The organism is Celeribacter arenosi, from assembly GCF_039539485.1.
In the GTDB taxonomy this organism is placed as follows: domain Bacteria; phylum Pseudomonadota; class Alphaproteobacteria; order Rhodobacterales; family Rhodobacteraceae; genus Celeribacter; species Celeribacter arenosi.
The window spans coordinates 398,532-415,277 of sequence record NZ_BAABDF010000003.1 but is presented as its reverse complement, the minus strand read 5'-3'; the positions used below and the strand labels follow the sequence as shown (position 1 = coordinate 415,277).

Sequence of the window (16,746 nt, the reverse complement as noted above, 5' to 3'; positions counted from 1 at the left end):
AAACAAAAAAAAGGCCCCGCTAGGGACCTTTGACAATTGGTCGGAGCGAGAGGATTCGAACCTCCGGCCCCTGCCTCCCGAAGACAGTGCTCTACCAGGCTGAGCTACGCTCCGACCGTGCCGCGCGAAATAATGACACTCTCACATTTTTGCAAGAGTCGATTCCGATCATTTTAAGCGACGTAGAAACGGCGAAATGCGAAAGGAGGAGGCCGACGATGCACGCGATCGAGTCCGCAGAACGGGAGTGTTTGCGGACCTTCCCCCTTGCGCTTCGCGGAAGACGATATAGAGGCCGGAAAGGATAATAATCGACGCCCCGATCAGGGTTGGCGTGTCCACTTTTTCCCCGAAAAGCACAAAACCAAAAATGGTCGCCCAGATGATCTGAGAGTACTGCATGGGCGCGACCACGGCCGCTTCGGACGCTTTATACGCCTTGATGAGGAGGAGCCCGCCAAGGAATCCCAGCACCGAAATCGTGCCGATACCACCCACCTCGACCAATTCCATCGGACGGTAAGAGAGGGTCATCAGAGCGCCCATGATAACGAAATTCGACAGCATCGGGTAGATCATCAACACCACCGTGCGCTCTTCACGTCCGATTTTTCGCACGATGATGGACGCAGTCGCACCGACAAAGGCGCAGGTCAGAGCGGCCATATGCCCCAAGGTGAATTCCGTCGTTCCCGGTCGCAGGACAACCAACACGCCAATTAGACCCACAACAACCGCAGCCCACCGATGGACGCCAACGTGTTCTTTCAGGATTGGGATAGAGAGCAATGTAATCAGGAGCGGCGTTGCAAACAGGATCGCATAGACCTGCGCCAACGGCAGAACGGAAAAGGCATAGAAAGCCGCAATCGCATTAATCGTCGAACAGGCGGTGCGTAGAAGCGTCCACCACGGATGCACGGGGCGCAGATTGCCTTCGGTTTTGTCGCGCATCAGCATCAGAGTGATGAGCGGAAACGAGAACATCGTCGAAAAGAATACCAACTGCGCCGGTGCAAAAGACGCACCGAGAAATTTGATCACGACGTCATGGGTCGCAAAAATCCCAAAAGCGATGAGGGCGAAAAAGGCGCCGTTTAGATTCATTGCGGATATCCTTACTTTTGGGTGAGAACACGCCCCTTGGGCGCAAGGTGCAAGAATTTTTTCTTGTGGTTTGGCCACAAAGCCCCACATGTGGCGTCATGCATCGCACGTACAAATCCGCAACCTGCTGTTATTGCGGGAACAAGACTGTCCTCGATCTGGGTGGTAAGACCCGCCACGAATTGAAATGCGCGGCCTGTGCTGCGCCGCTGTCACGCATGAAAAGCCTTCGCGTTGACCATGTGGAAGACGCCTTCACCATCGGTGGCAAGAAGGGTCACAAAGCCCGTCAGCCAAAACGAAAGCCACGCCCCCACAAAAAGCGCGAACGTGGCTTTGCTTATTATCTAGGCGAATTCATCGAGGAAGTTCTCGACGTCTTCGATTAAGGCGCCCCGGCTTAAATAGTTGCCTCAAGCGCCGCGACGATGGCATCGCCCATTTGCGAAGTAGAAAGAGGCGTCACGCCATCTTCGCCCAACAGGTCAGCCGTGCGAGCACCGTCGGCGAGAACCTTTTCAATCGCATTTTCGAGGCGCGTGGCTTCGTCACCCTGATCGAACGAATAGCGCAGCGCCATCGCGAAGGAGAGCACACAGGCAATCGGGTTCGCTTTTCCCTGACCGGCGATATCGGGCGCGGATCCGTGAACCGGCTCGTAGAGCGCTTTGGGGCGACCGTTTTCCATAGGCGCACCCAGCGACGCGGATGGCAGCATACCGAGCGAGCCGGTCAGCATCGCCGCCGCATCGGACAGAAGATCGCCGAACAAGTTGTCGGTCACGATCACGTCGAACTGTTTGGGCCAACGGCAGAGCTGCATCGCGCCTGCATCCGCATACATGTGGCTCAACTCGACGTCGGCGTATTCGGCCTGATGGATCTCGGTGACAACATCGCGCCACAGGATGCCGCTTTCCATCACGTTGGCTTTTTCCATCGAGCAGACTTTATTACCGCGACGACGGGCCAGCTCAAAGGCGGAGCGGGCCACGCGGGCAATTTCGCTCTCGGTATAGCGCTGCGTGTTGACGCCGACGCGCTCGTTGCCTTCTTTGAAGATGCCGCGCGGCTCGCCGAAATAGATGCCCGAGGTCAATTCGCGCACGATCATGATGTCGAGACCGGCAACCACGTCTTTCTTCAGCGAAGAGAAATCGGCCAACGCGTCAAAACACTGCGCGGGGCGCAGGTTGGCGTAGAGATCCATTTCCTTGCGCAGGCGCAGGAGGCCGCGCTCCGGCTTTACCGAAAAGTCGAGGACGTCGTATTTGGGTCCACCAACCGCACCGAGAAGAACAGCATCGGCTTTTTGAGCCCGCGCCATCGTATCGTCGTGCAGCGGCGTGCCATGTTTGTCATAGGCCGCACCGCCCACGAGATCATGGGACACGTCGAATTTGAGACCGCGTTTGTCGCCGTACCAGTCAATGATTTTGACAACTTCGGCCATTACTTCGGGGCCGATACCGTCGCCGGGCAGAATTAGGAGGGAGGGCGTGCTCATATCGCGTCGAGTCCTTCGTGTTTCATGCGTCGACTTCGGGTAACGGACGGGGCCAATGGCGTCAAGAAACCTGCGCAAGATAGGTGGTCAGGGACTCATCCAAATGCTGCCACACCCGCGAAATTCGCGGCGTGTGTCGCAGGACTTCATGGGTGGTGAGCCAGATCGGAAGCGGCGGGATCACAAAATCCGGCAGGACCGCCTCCAGCCTGGGATCGGCGCGCGCGATCTTCTTTTGTCCAAAGCCGACGCCGCAGCCTGCGCGGACCAGTTCCCAATAGACGGTTTGATTGTCGATGCGCATCGGGAAATCTTCACGCCGCATGGCAATGCCCATTTGCGACATCGCTTTGAGCATCAGGTCACTGCGGTCAAACCCGATCAGATCATGTTGCGCGAGGTCTTCAATCCGCTGGGGGCGACCCCGCCGGTCCAAGTAATCGCGCGACGCAAATGTGCCCATCTCAACGTCACCGATATGGCGGGTGATCATGTCGAGCTGGCGCGGGCGATACATTCGCAGGGCGATATCGGCCTCGCGAAACAACAGGTTCTCTGTGCTATCGGATGGAACCAGTTCAATCTCGATGAGTGGTTCTCTACGGCGAAGCTCCGCAAGGATTGGCGGAAGGACATAATGGGACACAATGTTGGACGCCGTTATTCGAACCGTCCCCGCGAGGTCCCCCTCCTCCCCCGCGGCGGACAGGGTAAAACGTCCCGCCGCCTCCAACATGTCTCTGGCCGCTGGCAATAATTTTTGCGCAGCGGGCGTCGGCTCCATCCCCGCAGGTTGGCGTGAAAACAATGTCACGCCGAGGTCTGATTCCAACGCATGGATATGGCGACCCACGGTCGGCTGGCTCATCGCGAGGTTTCGCGCCGCGCCTGACAGGGATCCTGCATCTGCCACGGCCACAAAGACGCGGACCAAAGACCAGTCGAGTTTATGGGGCGAGCAATCCATTCAATTATGAATATCATACCTCCAAAATGAGGCAATTATATTTCACATGCGTATATCATATCTCTTCCGGAAAGAGCACTTTCAGATAGGGAATACGACCATGATACAAACCGTTTTAATCCTCGGAGCCTCCGGAAAAATTGGCCGCCACGCACGCCGCGCATTCGAGAAGGCGGGTTGGGACGTGCGTCTCTATGACCGTGAACGGGGCGATATGACATCGCAAGCGAAAGGGGCGGATGTGATCGTGAACGGCCTTAATCCGAAGAACTACCACAACTGGGACCAACTGATCCCCGAAATCACCAACGACACCATTGCTGCCGCCAAAGCGGCGGGGGCCACGGTTATCCTGCCCGGAAACGTCTATGTCTTTGGCGCGCAACCCGGCATCTGGATAGAAGAGACGCCGCACAAACCCTCCGCGCGAAAGGGTCATATCCGCGAAACCTGCGAAGCCGCCTACCGTGCGTCTGGCGTTCAAACCATAGTGCTGCGCGCGGGCGATTTTATCAGTGGCGAAGCAGGCGATGATGATGCCATGGGGCTTTTCTATCTACGAGACATTGCGAACGGTAATATTACCCGACCCTCGGCGCCGGACACGATGCATGCCTTCTGCTATCTCCCCGACTGGGCCGAGGCGGCACGACGCCTCGCCGAGAAACGCGCGGAGTTACCGGCCTTTACGGACGTGAACCTAGGTGGAGCGAATTTCACGGTGTCGGAAATCCAGTCCGTGCTCGAAAGTGAACTGGGCAGACCGCTCAAACTGAAACCATTCCCATGGTGGGTGATGCGCGTGCTCTCTCCGTTCTGGGAGCTTGCCCGCGAGCTGAGCGAAATGCGCTACCTCTATGACACGCCGCACGCGCTCTCGAACGACAAACTTCGCGCGCTGTTGCCCGATTTCGAATTCACGGACGAGCGAACCGTGATCCTATCCGCCCTACCGCGCGAGGTCCGTCCAAACAATCGCATGACGAAAACGCACCTCTCCCTCTCCTGAGGGGCTCCACATAAGGCCCGCATCCAGGACGGACAGGGACGCGGCGGGCAGCACATATGACACGCGCAGGTTGCCCGGCATCGGGTCTGACCAATCCGCGGTATCTAGGGTCGGATCACCCCTGTGTTCGGGGTTCGGTTCGGGCATATCGCGAACTGCCGCAGGCATGGGATCCTGGAGGCGCGGATCGGCGAGCAGTTCACGGATCGCGTCATGTTGGCCATCACCATCCAACGGGTCGAGGTTTGCGTTGCCGACAACAACAACCTCACCCGCTGGCGCGGGTCCGAGATCGCCAGACATATAGGCGCGCCACAGGGCAATTTCGTCCGCGTTGCGCCGGCCGTTTCGATCCTCGTCTCCGTCGAAAACCGGCGCCGAGGCGGCAAAGGCGAGAACGTGCAATGGCGCCCCTTGCCATGTCACAGCGACATCCCAATGACCCGCCGTGGACAGTCGAAGGATGTCCAAATCGCCCGCGTCGAAAAAACCTTCAGGGATCGTGGCCTGCGCGAAGTCTTTCCAAAGCAGGTCGTCAAAATGGCGGCTCGCGTCGACATCGACGGGCAAATTTGACAGGAGCACCATCCCGCGCTGGCCCGTGAAATCTCCATAGGCCTGCGCATCTTCGGGCTCACCAAGGCGTCCGTCTTTATCCAGATCCCGCCCCGTTGCCGCACCGCTATTTGCGATCCTCGAATAGACATGATCGAACCCTGCAGCCTGCGCGAATGCCGCGGCCGTTAGCCCGTCATAATCGGTGTCAAAACCGGTCAGGAGCAAAATGTCAGGTGCCGCGGCTTCGATCATCTCGAGTGCTGCAACCACATCGGGCACATCGCCTTTGCGGATGTCACGCAACAACACACCCGGTCCGTCGCGAGAGAGTTCAACATGCCAGGTTGCGACACGCAGGTAGTCCTGCGCGAGGGCTGGGGCGAGTTGGGCAATGAAAAGCAGCGCTGTCGCAGCGATCAGGCGACGAGGTGTTCGATGTCCGCGCTGGCGTAGGTTTGACGACGACGGTTCTCGATCATGTCGGCGACCCGTCCCATGGCAATGCCGCGCATAAAGAGAGAAGATGGCAGAAATGCCCATGCGGCGACGGTCCAGATCAGGGAATGGTGGTTTTCCGTATGCACCCCACCAAAGAGGTTCGACGCCGACTGTATCACAGCGGGCATCAAAAACGGCAACAGGAAGCCGATCACGATATTGACCCGTGCGTCACGACGCAGGCGGCTCACAACATCCCCACCAGCGGTAGGGTCGAATGTCGGCAAGTTGACCCAGACGTTGAACGATCCGTGCTTTGACGGCCAATGACCGACGCGTAGCGCGACCAAAAACACACAGAGCGAAACGAGCGAAATCAGATAGCTCATGCCGGCCGCGACGCGCACCAGATTTACCTGATGCTGTGGGGTTTCCGGCGGCAGTGACAGGACAACGAGGCGAACGGGCGAATACGGGAAGTCCAACGCATAGCCGATCAGGGCACCCACGGCTGTGACAAATTCGGAGATAATGGTCGGATGCGCAATGCCACGACATATGATCGTCAGCAGCAATACGGTGACAAAGAGCGAAGCAAAACGCACACGGTTAAACGGTGGCGCATCGCGGAATTCGATGAGTCCGGGATAGGCGGAGACGTATTCGAAAAATGTCAGAGCGGCAGCAAAGAGCGCAATAAGGGCTACGACCTGCTCGGAATCCGAAGAGACCGTATTCAACATGATGGCCGGCGTTGCGATCATGACGACCACCAAAGCCGCACGCGCAAGCGCTCCTAGAATGCGGTTAAGCACTGCCCAAGTTCCCTCAAACTGGTCGGTCGCGATACGATGCCGCGCCCTTTTCCCGTTTTGATCTCGCCAAATATGACGATATGCCTCAATCTTGCCCAATTTCTGCCTTCTTTCACCAAGTTCAGCAAGGAACGGTTAAGGTTAACCGCCGAAATTGGGCGCTTTCGTGAACAAACCGGTGCGATTTTGCATCATTGTTCGTCATCCGTAGTGCTGAGCGCACGTTCAGCCACCATATGTTGAGTAAAAGCCGAAAATTAAGGCACCATGCGAAAAATGCACAGGCTTTGACACAGCGCATGGTTCTTCGCATCCGAAGCGCTTTTAACAGGGTCAAACCAGTGCAATTACACAGGAGGACGTGATGCATCTCGCCATTTCCGTCGACGAAGCAGTTGCCATGATACCGGACGGCGCCTCGGTGATGCTTTCGGGCTTTATGGGCGTTGGTACGCCAGATGGCATTGTCCACGCGCTCGCTGAATCCGGCAAAAAGGATCTCACCCTGATCTCGAACGATACAGCGCGTGATACGACCGGTCCCGGGCCCCTATTCGCCGCCAAATGCGTGCGCAAACTGATTTGTAGCCATATGGGCCTGAACACCATCGTGCAGGCTCAATATGCCTCCGGCGAACTGGAGGTTGAGTTGGTCCCACAGGGGAGTTTCGTCGAACGCATTCGCGCAGCCGGTGTCGGATTGGGCGGGATACTGACGCCGACGGGGGTCGGTACGAGGATCGCCGAGGGCAAAAAGATCATCAACGTTCAGGGTCGCGACTACCTGCTCGAAGAACCGCTCAGCGCTGATTTTGCCCTGATCGCCGCGCGCACCTGCGACTATGCAGGCAACCTCGCCTATATGCTGACGGCGACTAATTTTAACCCGATCATGGCGCTTTCCGGTCGAACGGTGATCTGTGAACCCGAAGAGATCGTGCCCGTTGGCATGCTATCGCCTGATGCGATCAAGACGCCGGGCGTTCTCGTCGATCACGTGATCAAAAAAGCGGCTTGAAGGAGGCAGTCTCATGGACCCCAAAGAACTCATCGCACGCCGCGTCGCGCAGGAAATCGAACCGCGCACGTTGGTTAACCTCGGCATCGGTATTCCCACGCTGGTTTCCGACTATCTCGACGAATCCCTTGGCGTATTCTTTCAGGCCGAAAACGGTGCCGTCGGCATGGGTCACCGCCCGCCTGAGGGCATGACAGACCGACATCTCACCGACGCGGGCGGACGGTTCGTATCCTTCGTTCCGGGCGCATCGACCATCGACTCCGCGTTTTCGTTTGGCCTGATCCGTGGCGGGCACCTTGACCTCACGGTTCTCGGCGCGCTGCAGGTTGATGAAAAAGGGCATCTGGCCAACTGGATGATCCCCGGCCATTACACACCGGGAATGGGTGGGGCGATGGATCTCGTTACCGGGGCGAAGAAGGTCATCATCGCCATGCAACACACCGCCAAAGGCGAACCCAAAATCGTGCCTGAGTGCACATTGCCCCTGACGTCGCAGCGACGGATCGACCTGATCGTGACAGAAATGGCCGTGATCCGACCACAAGAAGACGGGCTGCACCTGCTCGAACGCGCGCCCGGCGTGACGGTTGAGATGATCGAGGCCGCGACCACTGCCCGTCTCATACATTCAAGAAATGTACCGGAAATGGAATTCGGCAAGGTTGCCGCCTGACCGGGCCGGAAACGAAAAACGGCGACCCTTGGGCCGCCGTTTTCGCATCTCATAAAAGAGCAATCAAACCCAAGGACGCGCCTGAGACATCTGCGCTTCATAGGCATCAATCGAGGGTGCCTTTTCCATGGTCAGGCCGATATCGTCGAGACCGTTCATCAGGCACTGCTTCTTGAACGAATCGACTTCAAACGGAAACTCCTGCCCGTCCGATGTCGTCACGACCTGATTTTCCAGATCGATCGTCATGCGCGCATTCGCACCTTTTTCCGCATCAGCCATGAGAACGTCCATAACGTCCTGTGGCATCACGATCGGCAGGATGCCGTTTTTAAAGCTGTTGTTGTAAAAGATGTCGGCAAAGGAGGTCGAAAGGATCGCCTTGATCCCGAAATCCGCCAGCGCCCACGGCGCGTGTTCGCGCGACGAACCACAACCAAAGTTGTCGCCAGCCACAAGAATCTGCGCTTCACGATACTGGGGTTTGTTGAGCACGAAATCGGCGATCTCGTTGCCCTGACGGTCATAGCGCATCTCGTCAAACAGGTTCACGCCGAGGCCCGAACGTTTGATCGTTTTGAGGAACACTTTCGGAATGATCATGTCAGTGTCGATATTGACGAGCGGCATGGGCGCCGCGATGCCGGTCAGTTTTTCAAACTTTTCCATTTTTGAACCTTGCTTTTAAGACTGGATTTGACCCTGGCGGGCCAGCTTAATTGGATCGGGTCGCGCACGGCGGCTGATGCCGCGGCCGCGTTGATTTTCAGAGCGGGCAGGAAATCGTCGTTGAACCAGTGTTCAAGATCATCCCCGTCCATAACGTGGCGGACGAAGTCGTCGAGCAAGCCAAGCTCTTTGAGCCGCGCCGCCACATTGTGACCTCCATCGGGAACCGACAGGACGGTTAGGTTTTTCCGCTGCGGGAGCAAAGCGACATGGCGCAGGTCGAGCGCATCGTCACCGACGACGACCGCGTAATCGGTGCGATCAACCAGATGCTGTGCAACTGACGGGAACTGCCAGTCGCGAATGGCACCCCGATAGTCCGACCAACGGGTTTCCCATGGAACGATATCCGGATGGACACTGATCTGCGGAACGATGGCCGTTGCGCGTCTCACATCGAAAAACGCCGGCGCGAGAAGCGATAGAAAGCCACCCATGGAGTTGCCAAGCGTATCGACAGACTGATCCCCGATATAGGGCGCCAGCACATCGGCCAATGCGTCAAAATCGAGCGCATTGCCCCAGCTACGATTCAGATCACTGATGAAAAACATCTGGTCGTAGCCCTGACCTGCCTTAAAGAACTCCGGTTTTTGCACATCAATGCCATTCAGCGCATGACCAACCCCAGTGAAAGACAGCAGAGTCCGGCCCGTACGCGCCTTTCCGGAGCGCATAAGCGAGACTCTGATCTGTTCGTCAGAGTGGATGACTTCCGGTTCTCTCATGCCTGATGCCTGTCGCCGTAATCCCCGCACGGCACATGTGTTCTCCGACATGACCGGACTGGGCCGGACCAGATCGGATGGACATATGCGCCGTTCCGGGTCATCGGATCAGGCGACCTCACCCATCAGTTCACGCACATCGGTCAGATGTCCGGTGAGCGCAGCGGCGGCAGCCATGGCGGGGGACACGAGGTGCGTGCGCCCTTTATAGCCCTGACGGCCTTCGAAGTTGCGGTTCGACGTCGAGGCACACCGCTCACCTTCGGCGAGTTGGTCGGGGTTCATGGCAAGGCACATGGAACAACCCGCGAGGCGCCATTCGAAACCGGCGTCCTTGAAGATATCGGCAAGACCCTCTTCCTCGGCTTGAGCGCGCACAAGCCCCGAACCGGGTACGACCATCGCGCGCATCCCGTCTTTGATCTTCTTACCTTTGAGGATCGCAGCGGCGGCACGCAGGTCTTCGATCCGGCCGTTGGTGCAGGAGCCGATAAAGACGGTGTCGATCTGGATATCGGTGAGTTTCTGACCCGGTGTGAGGCCCATGTAATCGAGCGAGCGTTTTGCCGCGTCGACCTTGCCGCCTTTGAAATCAGAGGGGCTCGGGACATACGCGGTGATCGGCAACACGTCTTCGGGCGAGGTGCCCCATGTGACAACCGGCTCGATCTCTTCGGCTTTCAGAGTGACGACTTTGTCGAAATGTGCGCCTTCGTCGGTGTAGAGCGTTTTCCACCATGCCAGCGCGGCTTCCCACTGTGCGCCTTTTGGCGCGTGCGGGCGGCCTTTCACATATTCGAAGGTGGTCTCGTCAGGCGCGATGAGGCCTGCGCGTGCGCCGCCTTCGATGGCCATGTTGCAGATGGTCATGCGACCTTCCATGGACAGAGCGCGGATCGCTTCGCCACAGTACTCGATGACATAGCCCGTGCCGCCGGCAGTACCGGTTGCGCCGATGACGGCCAGAGTGATGTCTTTCGCGGTCACACCGGGACGCAGTTTGCCGGTGATTTCGACCTTCATGTTCTTGGACTTCTTCTGGATCAGCGTTTGCGTGGCCAAAACATGTTCGACCTCCGAGGTGCCGATCCCGTGGGCGAGCGCACCAAAGGCACCGTGTGTCGCGGTGTGGCTGTCACCACAAACGACGGTCATGCCGGGAAGGGTCCAACCCTGCTCGGGACCCACGATGTGCACGATACCCTGACGGATGTCGGACACGGGGTAATAGTTGATGCCGAAATCCTTCGCGTTCTTGTCGAGCGCTTCGACCTGAATACGGCTGTCTTCGGTCATGGTCGCAGCATTCGCGCGATCCAGCGTGGTGGGCACGTTGTGATCGGGCACGGCGATGGTTTTTTCCGGCGCGCGCACTTTGCGACCGGTCATGCGCAGTCCTTCGAAGGCCTGCGGCGAGGTCACTTCGTGAACGAGGTGGCGGTCAATATAGAGCAGGCAGGTGCCGTCGTCGGCCTCGTGGGCAACATGGGCATCCCAGATTTTGTCATAGATTGTCTTCGGGGCGGTCATTTCGCTCTCCGTAAAATTTTAGGTATTTCAACAGTCACGTCGGCAGGCGCAGGCCATGCCAAATAGGTCTCAGCCCCGAAGTCGGGCGAGAAGAGTCAAAGACGCACCAAAGAACCGCCAAGGCAGGCGGGCGCGGTCGTCCATATCAAACACACGTGTCATGGTGCTCCGTTTACGCCTGATTGCGCATGGTATCAAGATCGCTCGGCGTGGCGCGCCGGTTTGAACCCCGTAAAATGCTGACCCAATTTGGCGATTCAGGCCAGACGTATTCGTTTTCACGCGAATATGTATTGGCGCGCGGGAGCGATACTGCGATCCCGCGGCGGATGCTATTTGGCCGTCACATGTTGCGTCGCGCGCATCCCGCAGGCATGATTCGCACAGTTTCGAGGGGGGCGACGTTTGGATCCGGTACAGTTTTCGGACTTGTTGACACAAACCGGCGATGAAGCGGTCGGCTTTCTGACCGGCCTGCTTCGGCGTTGGAACCTCTATCAAATCGGGCTCATGCTTGCGGCATTTGCCGCGGCACGTCTCCTCGGGAAACTGGCCAGTGCGCGTTTTCGCACGTGGGTCCGTTCGAAAGAGGGGTGGTCAAAGCTCCAACTGCGCTGGTTGCTCGCCGTTGAGAAACGCATGTGGCTGGTCATCTGGGCCCTGATCCTGTGGGGCATTTACCTCGTCATGCAGGAGGTGACCTGGCCGTCGCGCTCCTACCTGATCCGCATTGTCGCGGAAATCGCCTCCGCATGGGTATTCGTCAGCTTCGCGGTGCAACTGGTGCGCAATCCGTTTTTGCGGCGGATCGTGCGGTGGAGCTTGTGGATATACGTGACGATTCTCCTCCTCGGCGCTCAGGATCGAACGATGGCCGTCCTCGACACATTCGCGGTGGAATTCGGCGACTTCCGTCTTTCGCTTTTGGCCATCCTAAAAGCACTCGTCGTCACGGCACTCCTGTTCTCGTTTGCGCGCATCGTCGCCACACAGACATCGTCGCGCATCAAAGAGAACGAAGACATCTCACCCTCGATGCGCGTGCTCCTCGTCAAAGTCCTGCAAATTACGCTCTATGCAGCCGCCTTCTTCATAGGTCTCAAAGCCGTGGGGTTCGACCTTACGGGTCTCGCCGTGCTGTCGGGTGCGATCGGTGTGGGTCTCGGTTTTGGCCTTCAGAAAGTGGTGTCCAACCTCGTCTCGGGGGTCATCATCCTCCTCGACAAATCCATCAAACCCGGCGACGTGATCTCGCTTGGCGACACCTTTGGATGGATCAATACGCTGGGCGCGCGCTATGCGTCGGTCGTTACACGCGACGGCAAAGAATACCTGATCCCGAACGAAGACCTCATCACGGGGCAGGTGGTGAACTGGTCGCACTCCAACGATTTTGTGCGCCTCGATATCTTCTTTGGAACGTCTTATGACAACGATCCCCACGAGGTGCGCCGCCTTGCGGTGGCCGCCGCCGCGAGCGTCGAACGCGTGCTCCATACCCACTCGCCCGTTTGTCACATAGTCGGCTTTGGCGATAGCAGCGTGGACTACATCCTGAGGTTCTGGATTACCGATCCGACCGGCGGTCTCACCAACATTCGCGGCAACGTCTACCTCGCCCTTTGGGACGCGTTCAAGGAGCACGGCATCTCGATTCCCTACCCGCAACGTGAGGTCCGCGTGTTGGACGGCCCCGCTTTGGCGGCCACGCCCCCAGAGTAGGAATATTCGCGGCATTTTAATTAAATCGTCGGCGTGCGGCGCACATTGCGTGACCTGGCACCGGCGAAATCCGTTGCGCTATAGGCAAACCTTCGCCGCCTGCGCATGTTCTGTGCGCGAATTTACGGGTTTTGGGCGGTCGCAATGTGCCCTATAGGTCCCTGCGCGCCGAGATTATCCCTCTGGCGTTGAGATTTCACATTCGCAGTGCTACATTTGCACTACGCCCAGCGTCGGGGCGATGACCGGCGTGCAACCCAGGAGGACGATGTCCTGTCATACGCACAGTCTGCGGCCAATGGCGCCGCTGCATCGGAGCCGCTCATGAGTGGAGCAGTGACCGAACGGCACGAAGGCCAGCAATTGCTGGATTTCATCACTCACACCCTCGACCAGGACAAAGCGGAAGATATTGTCTCCATTGATTTGCGAGGCAAATCGGAGATCGCTGATTTTCTGGTGGTTTGTTCCGGTCGTTCAACCCGTCAGGTTTCGGCTATGGCGAGCAAACTGTCAGACGTCCTCAAACATGAGCGCGATATCCTGACCCGCGACGAAGGCCGCGATCAGGGTGATTGGGTCTTGATTGATGCAGGTGATGTGATCGTTCACATCTTCCGCCCCGAGGTCCGCGATTTCTACCAGTTGGAGAAAATGTGGATGTCCCCGGATGAAGCAAAGGCCGATCTGCAGCGGAAAGCGCCGACGGACTGATGCGCGTCCAAATATGCGCTGTGGGCCGCCTGCGAAGCGGCCCTGAAGCGGCGCTGATTGACGACTACCAAACGCGGTTTGAGCGAACAGGGCGTGCCCTATCGCTCGGCCCGCTCGACATCCGCGAAGTGGATGACCGTAAAGGTGGCGGCATGTCCGCAGAGGCCGACCTTCTCGAACGCGCGATACCGACCGGCGCCTTCGTGGTCGCACTCGACGAGCGCGGAAAACTCCTTTCCTCCCCCGATTTCGCGAACCACATCGCCAAATGGCGCGATGACGGGCGATCCGATCTGTCCTTTGTGATTGGCGGGGCGGACGGAATCGATCCGTCCCTGCGTGCCAAGGCGGATTTTTCGATCTCCTTTGGAAAGATGGTTTGGCCCCACATGATGGTGCGCGCCATGCTGTGCGAACAACTCTACCGCGCCAGTTCCATCCTCGCAGGCGGCCCGTATCACAGGGCATAGCGCCCAAGTTTTTTGCTCCTACACAACAGGAACGGTTCACCCTGCCGCGCGCAGGCGGTAGAAGGGGCCAACATTAGCCGTAGGAGGCAACCATGGCCGCACCGAAACCTGTCGTGCTCTGTATTCTGGATGGTTGGGGCATCGGGCCAACGCCCGAGGGCAATGCGCCCGTTCTGGCCAACACGCCGACCTATGATCGCCTCATCGCGACTTGTCCCAATAGCGCGCTCACCACTTTTGGACCCGATGTGGGCCTGCCGACAGGGCAGATGGGCAACTCCGAAGTCGGCCATACAAACATCGGTGCCGGTCGCATCGTTGCCATGGACCTCGGCCAGATCGATCTCGCGATTGAGGATGGTAGCTTTTTTGATAACCAAGAGATCAACGCCTTCGCCGAAACGGTGAAAGCGGCCGGTGGCACTGCGCATCTGATGGGCGTGATTTCCGACGGTGGGGTGCACGGTCACATCGAACACACGCTCGCGGCGGCTAAACTGGTCAGCGATCACGGCGTGCCCGTGGTGGTCCACGCGATAACCGACGGACGCGATGTCGCCCCGAAATCCGCAGACCGGTTTATTCCTGATCTCGTCGCACGCCTCCCGAAAGGCGCAACTGTCGGCACCGTCATTGGTCGCTATTTCGCGTTGGATCGTGACAATCGTTGGGAACGCGTGTCGCAGGCCTATAACGCCATGATCAAAGCGCAAGGCATGGAAACCGCGCCCACCGCCGAAGCGGCCGTGACGGCGGCATATGCCCGCGGCGAAAACGACGAGTTCATCCAAGCCACGGTGATAGACGGGTTTGGTGGCGTGAAAGATGGCGACGGCGTCTTCTGTTTGAATTTCCGCGCCGACCGCGCCCGTGAAATCCTGCGCGCCATAGGCGAGCCGGGGTTTGATGAATTCGACACTGGTGTGCGTCCGCAACTCAGCGCGCTTCTCGGAATGGTCGAATACTCCGTCCAGCACAGCGAATATATGAAGGCCGCCTACCCCAAGCGCGACATCGTCAATACGCTCGGCTCGTGGGTGGCTCAACACGGCCTGCGTCAGTTCCGCCTCGCGGAGACGGAAAAGTACCCGCATGTGACCTTCTTCCTGAACGGCGGCAAAGAAACGCCCGAGGTCGGCGAAGACCGGTTCATGCCGCAGAGTCCGAAGGTTGCGACATATGACCTCCAACCAGAAATGAGCGCGCCCGAAGTGACGGCGAAATTCGTAGAGGCGATTGGCGCAGGCTATGACCTGATCGTAACCAACTACGCCAACCCCGACATGGTCGGCCATACCGGTGACCTCGCTGCTGCCATCGCGGCCTGCGAGGCGGTGGATAAAGGTCTCGGCGACGTTGTGACCGCCCTTGCAGCCGCCGGTGGCGCCATGGTGGTCATCGCCGACCACGGCAACTGCGAAACCATGATCGACCCCGTCACAGGCGGGCCGCATACCGCGCATACCACCAATCCTGTGCCTGTCATTCTCTTTGGCGGACCTGCGGGTGCGCGATTGCGCGATGGCGGACGTCTTGCCGATGTGGCCCCGACGCTCCTACAGCTCATGGGCCTTCCACAGCCCGATGAAATGACCGGCGAGACCCTAATCGTCACATGAAACGCGCACTTGCGGCTCTGATCCTGTCTGTTTTCGCTTCGGCTTCCTTTGCGCAGGAACCGCCCGCGGCGGATCTCGTGCGCGATGCCATGGCCCAATTCGACACGGCCCATGAGGGCCTGCAGGCTGCCGAGGGTGCGTCCGATCGGGTAAGGGCGCTTTCGCGCGTGGTTTCCGCCTATGAAAACGGATTGGAATCGATGCGTGTCGCGTTGCGTCAGGCCTATCTGCGCGAAGCCGAACTCAGCCGCCGGTTTGATGCCGAAAGCGAAAAGGTGTCGGAACTGCTGGGCGTTCTGATCCGCCTGCAACCTGACGCCACGCCCGAGGCCTTGGTCCACCCGTCCGGTCCGCTGAGTTATGCGCGCGCCGGAATGCTCGTGTCCGCCGTGACGCCCGCCCTGCAGGCAGAGGCCGAAGATCTGCGCGTTCGGTTGCAGGAAACCTCCATCCTGCGCGAGTTGCAAAGCGAAGCCATGGCAAAACTCGAAGCCGGCCTCGAAGAGGTTCAACGCGCCCGGACAGATTTGTCTCAGGCGATGGGAAACCGCACCGAACTGCCGCGCCGGTTTGTGACCGATGCTGTGCGTCTGGATGGTCTGATCGAGTCGTCCCAATCGCTCGCCGATTTTGCCGAAGGCCTCGCCGTTCTGGACGTCGTGGACGGCGTCATCCCCCTCCCCGACCTCGATGTTGAAAAGGGGGCGTGGCCTCTCCCCGTTCAGGGCCGCCTGTTGCGCGGGTCCGGCGAAGCCGATGCGGCGGGGGTTGTGCGCCCTGGATGGTTGCTCGCCACACGTCCGCGCGCGTTGGTTGTCGCACCTGCGCCCGCAACCGTGCGCTATCGCGGCGCCTTTCTCGACTACGGAAATGTGATCATTCTTGAGCCCGCCAAGGATGTATTGTTGGTTTTTGCGGGGCTCGACGCCATATACGGTGAAATTGGCGAAGTCGTGCAATCCGGTGCGGCGATTGGCTTAATGGGGGGCAATTCCCCGCCGCTTGACTCTTTTGTGGAGGCTGCGACCCTCGGAACGGGTTCGGGGCTTTCTCAAACGCTCTATATAGAGGTAAGAGTAGGCGAGAAGCCGGTCGATCCATCTGAATGGTTTTCGGATGTCCGATAGCCAGGAGCG

Annotated in this window: 17 protein-coding genes and 1 tRNA gene; 9 read left to right on the top strand and 9 right to left on the bottom strand. The window is 58.6% G+C overall.

The window, feature by feature from the left end:
* Positions 1-37: 37 nt before the first annotated feature.
* Together ABD815_RS04200 and ABD815_RS04195 are read right to left on the bottom strand one after the other, a co-directional pair.
* Positions 38-114 (bottom strand) — tRNA-Pro (locus ABD815_RS04200).
* A 54-nt stretch (positions 115-168) separates the two neighbouring features.
* Positions 169-1,107, bottom strand: a complete 939-nt coding sequence (locus ABD815_RS04195; protein ID WP_344843843.1) for a DMT family transporter — start codon at positions 1,105-1,107, stop codon at positions 169-171.
* Positions 1,108-1,205: 98 nt separating this feature from the next.
* Between ABD815_RS04195 and ABD815_RS04190 the strand changes: the two genes are divergently transcribed.
* Complete coding sequence (locus tag ABD815_RS04190) at positions 1,206-1,496, top strand: hypothetical protein (RefSeq protein WP_344843841.1); 291 nt, start codon at positions 1,206-1,208, stop codon at positions 1,494-1,496.
* Between the two features lie 11 nt (positions 1,497-1,507).
* Here the strand turns inward: ABD815_RS04190 and leuB are convergent, their stop codons facing one another.
* Both leuB and ABD815_RS04180 read right to left on the bottom strand, forming a co-directional pair.
* Entirely contained in the window at positions 1,508-2,614 is a 1,107-nt protein-coding gene (leuB, locus tag ABD815_RS04185; protein ID WP_344843838.1) for a 3-isopropylmalate dehydrogenase, read from the bottom strand.
* Positions 2,615-2,675: 61 nt separating this feature from the next.
* Positions 2,676-3,581 carry a LysR family transcriptional regulator gene (locus ABD815_RS04180; protein WP_344843835.1) on the bottom strand — a complete coding sequence of 302 codons (906 nt, stop codon included), beginning with the start codon at positions 3,579-3,581 and terminating at the stop codon, positions 2,676-2,678.
* A gap of 100 nt (positions 3,582-3,681) precedes the next feature.
* Here ABD815_RS04180 and ABD815_RS04175 point away from each other — a divergent pair, with 100 nt between their 5' ends.
* Positions 3,682-4,590, top strand: a complete 909-nt coding sequence (locus tag ABD815_RS04175; RefSeq protein WP_344843832.1) for an NAD-dependent epimerase/dehydratase family protein — start codon at positions 3,682-3,684, stop codon at positions 4,588-4,590.
* Here ABD815_RS04175 and ABD815_RS04170 read toward each other — a convergent pair.
* A complete protein-coding gene (locus ABD815_RS04170) occupies positions 4,531-5,457 on the bottom strand; it encodes an endonuclease/exonuclease/phosphatase family protein (protein ID WP_344843829.1) in 927 nt (308 codons plus the stop codon). The genes ABD815_RS04175 and ABD815_RS04170 overlap by 60 nt on opposite strands.
* Positions 5,458-5,564: 107 nt before the next feature.
* Positions 5,565-6,401 (bottom strand): hypothetical protein, encoded by an 837-nt coding sequence (locus ABD815_RS04165; RefSeq protein WP_344843826.1) that lies wholly within the window; start codon positions 6,399-6,401, stop codon positions 5,565-5,567.
* Between the two features lie 364 nt (positions 6,402-6,765).
* Here ABD815_RS04165 and ABD815_RS04160 point away from each other — a divergent pair, with 364 nt between their 5' ends.
* Both ABD815_RS04160 and ABD815_RS04155 read left to right on the top strand, forming a co-directional pair.
* Positions 6,766-7,419, top strand: coding sequence for a CoA transferase subunit A (locus ABD815_RS04160; RefSeq protein WP_344843824.1), 654 nt, complete (start codon positions 6,766-6,768; stop codon positions 7,417-7,419).
* Between the two features lie 13 nt (positions 7,420-7,432).
* On the top strand, positions 7,433-8,098 hold the full coding sequence (locus ABD815_RS04155; protein WP_344843823.1) for a 3-oxoacid CoA-transferase subunit B: 666 nt from the start codon (positions 7,433-7,435) through the stop codon (positions 8,096-8,098).
* Positions 8,099-8,161: 63 nt separating this feature from the next.
* Here ABD815_RS04155 and leuD read toward each other — a convergent pair whose 3' ends face one another.
* The 3 genes from leuD to leuC all read right to left on the bottom strand — a co-directional run bounded on the left by leuD (position 8,162) and on the right by leuC (position 11,085).
* The gene (gene leuD, locus ABD815_RS04150) at positions 8,162-8,767 is read right to left on the bottom strand and encodes a 3-isopropylmalate dehydratase small subunit (protein WP_344843820.1); all 606 of its coding nucleotides are present in this window, start codon (positions 8,765-8,767) and stop codon (positions 8,162-8,164) included.
* On the bottom strand, positions 8,746-9,555 hold the full coding sequence (locus tag ABD815_RS04145; RefSeq protein ID WP_344843818.1) for a hypothetical protein: 810 nt from the start codon (positions 9,553-9,555) through the stop codon (positions 8,746-8,748). The genes leuD and ABD815_RS04145 overlap by 22 nt, the downstream gene beginning before the upstream one ends.
* Before the next feature lie 108 nt (positions 9,556-9,663).
* Positions 9,664-11,085: a 3-isopropylmalate dehydratase large subunit gene (leuC, locus tag ABD815_RS04140; protein WP_344843815.1), complete on the bottom strand. Its 1,422-nt coding sequence runs from the start codon at positions 11,083-11,085 to the stop codon at positions 9,664-9,666.
* Between the two features lie 405 nt (positions 11,086-11,490).
* On the opposite strand from leuC, the gene ABD815_RS04135 reads away from it, so the two are divergent.
* The 5 genes from ABD815_RS04135 (at position 11,491) to ABD815_RS04115 (ending at position 16,737) form a co-directional block, all read left to right on the top strand.
* Positions 11,491-12,807 carry a mechanosensitive ion channel family protein gene (locus ABD815_RS04135; RefSeq protein ID WP_425549839.1) on the top strand — a complete coding sequence of 439 codons (1,317 nt, stop codon included), beginning with the start codon at positions 11,491-11,493 and terminating at the stop codon, positions 12,805-12,807.
* A gap of 324 nt (positions 12,808-13,131) precedes the next feature.
* Entirely contained in the window at positions 13,132-13,521 is a 390-nt protein-coding gene (rsfS, locus tag ABD815_RS04130) for a ribosome silencing factor (RefSeq protein WP_344843813.1), read from the top strand.
* Entirely contained in the window at positions 13,521-13,991 is a 471-nt protein-coding gene (rlmH, locus tag ABD815_RS04125; protein WP_344843810.1) for a 23S rRNA (pseudouridine(1915)-N(3))-methyltransferase RlmH, read from the top strand. The genes rsfS and rlmH overlap by 1 nt, the downstream gene beginning before the upstream one ends.
* A 92-nt stretch (positions 13,992-14,083) precedes the next feature.
* A complete protein-coding gene (gene gpmI, locus ABD815_RS04120; protein WP_344843807.1) occupies positions 14,084-15,610 on the top strand; it encodes a 2,3-bisphosphoglycerate-independent phosphoglycerate mutase in 1,527 nt (508 codons plus the stop codon).
* Complete coding sequence (locus ABD815_RS04115; protein WP_344843804.1) at positions 15,607-16,737, top strand: murein hydrolase activator EnvC family protein; 1,131 nt, start codon at positions 15,607-15,609, stop codon at positions 16,735-16,737. The genes gpmI and ABD815_RS04115 overlap by 4 nt, the downstream gene beginning before the upstream one ends.
* Positions 16,738-16,746: the final 9 nt, after the last annotated feature.

What these genes read in the sequence shown, in the direction of transcription:
- ABD815_RS04195 (WP_344843843.1), bottom strand. Translation starts at nt 1,107, where the DNA reads ATGAATCTAAACGGCGCCTTTTTCGCCCTCATCGCTTTTGGGATTTTT.
- ABD815_RS04190 (WP_344843841.1), top strand. Translation starts at nt 1,206, where the DNA reads ATGCATCGCACGTACAAATCCGCAACCTGCTGTTATTGCGGGAACAAG.
- leuB (WP_344843838.1), bottom strand. Translation starts at nt 2,614, where the DNA reads ATGAGCACGCCCTCCCTCCTAATTCTGCCCGGCGACGGTATCGGCCCC.
- ABD815_RS04180 (WP_344843835.1), bottom strand. Translation starts at nt 3,581, where the DNA reads ATGGATTGCTCGCCCCATAAACTCGACTGGTCTTTGGTCCGCGTCTTT.
- ABD815_RS04175 (WP_344843832.1), top strand. Translation starts at nt 3,682, where the DNA reads ATGATACAAACCGTTTTAATCCTCGGAGCCTCCGGAAAAATTGGCCGC.
- ABD815_RS04160 (WP_344843824.1), top strand. Translation starts at nt 6,766, where the DNA reads ATGCATCTCGCCATTTCCGTCGACGAAGCAGTTGCCATGATACCGGAC.
- ABD815_RS04155 (WP_344843823.1), top strand. Translation starts at nt 7,433, where the DNA reads ATGGACCCCAAAGAACTCATCGCACGCCGCGTCGCGCAGGAAATCGAA.
- leuD (WP_344843820.1), bottom strand. Translation starts at nt 8,767, where the DNA reads ATGGAAAAGTTTGAAAAACTGACCGGCATCGCGGCGCCCATGCCGCTC.
- ABD815_RS04145 (WP_344843818.1), bottom strand. Translation starts at nt 9,555, where the DNA reads ATGAGAGAACCGGAAGTCATCCACTCTGACGAACAGATCAGAGTCTCG.
- leuC (WP_344843815.1), bottom strand. Translation starts at nt 11,085, where the DNA reads ATGACCGCCCCGAAGACAATCTATGACAAAATCTGGGATGCCCATGTT.
- rsfS (WP_344843813.1), top strand. Translation starts at nt 13,132, where the DNA reads ATGAGTGGAGCAGTGACCGAACGGCACGAAGGCCAGCAATTGCTGGAT.
- rlmH (WP_344843810.1), top strand. Translation starts at nt 13,521, where the DNA reads ATGCGCGTCCAAATATGCGCTGTGGGCCGCCTGCGAAGCGGCCCTGAA.
- gpmI (WP_344843807.1), top strand. Translation starts at nt 14,084, where the DNA reads ATGGCCGCACCGAAACCTGTCGTGCTCTGTATTCTGGATGGTTGGGGC.
- ABD815_RS04115 (WP_344843804.1), top strand. Translation starts at nt 15,607, where the DNA reads ATGAAACGCGCACTTGCGGCTCTGATCCTGTCTGTTTTCGCTTCGGCT.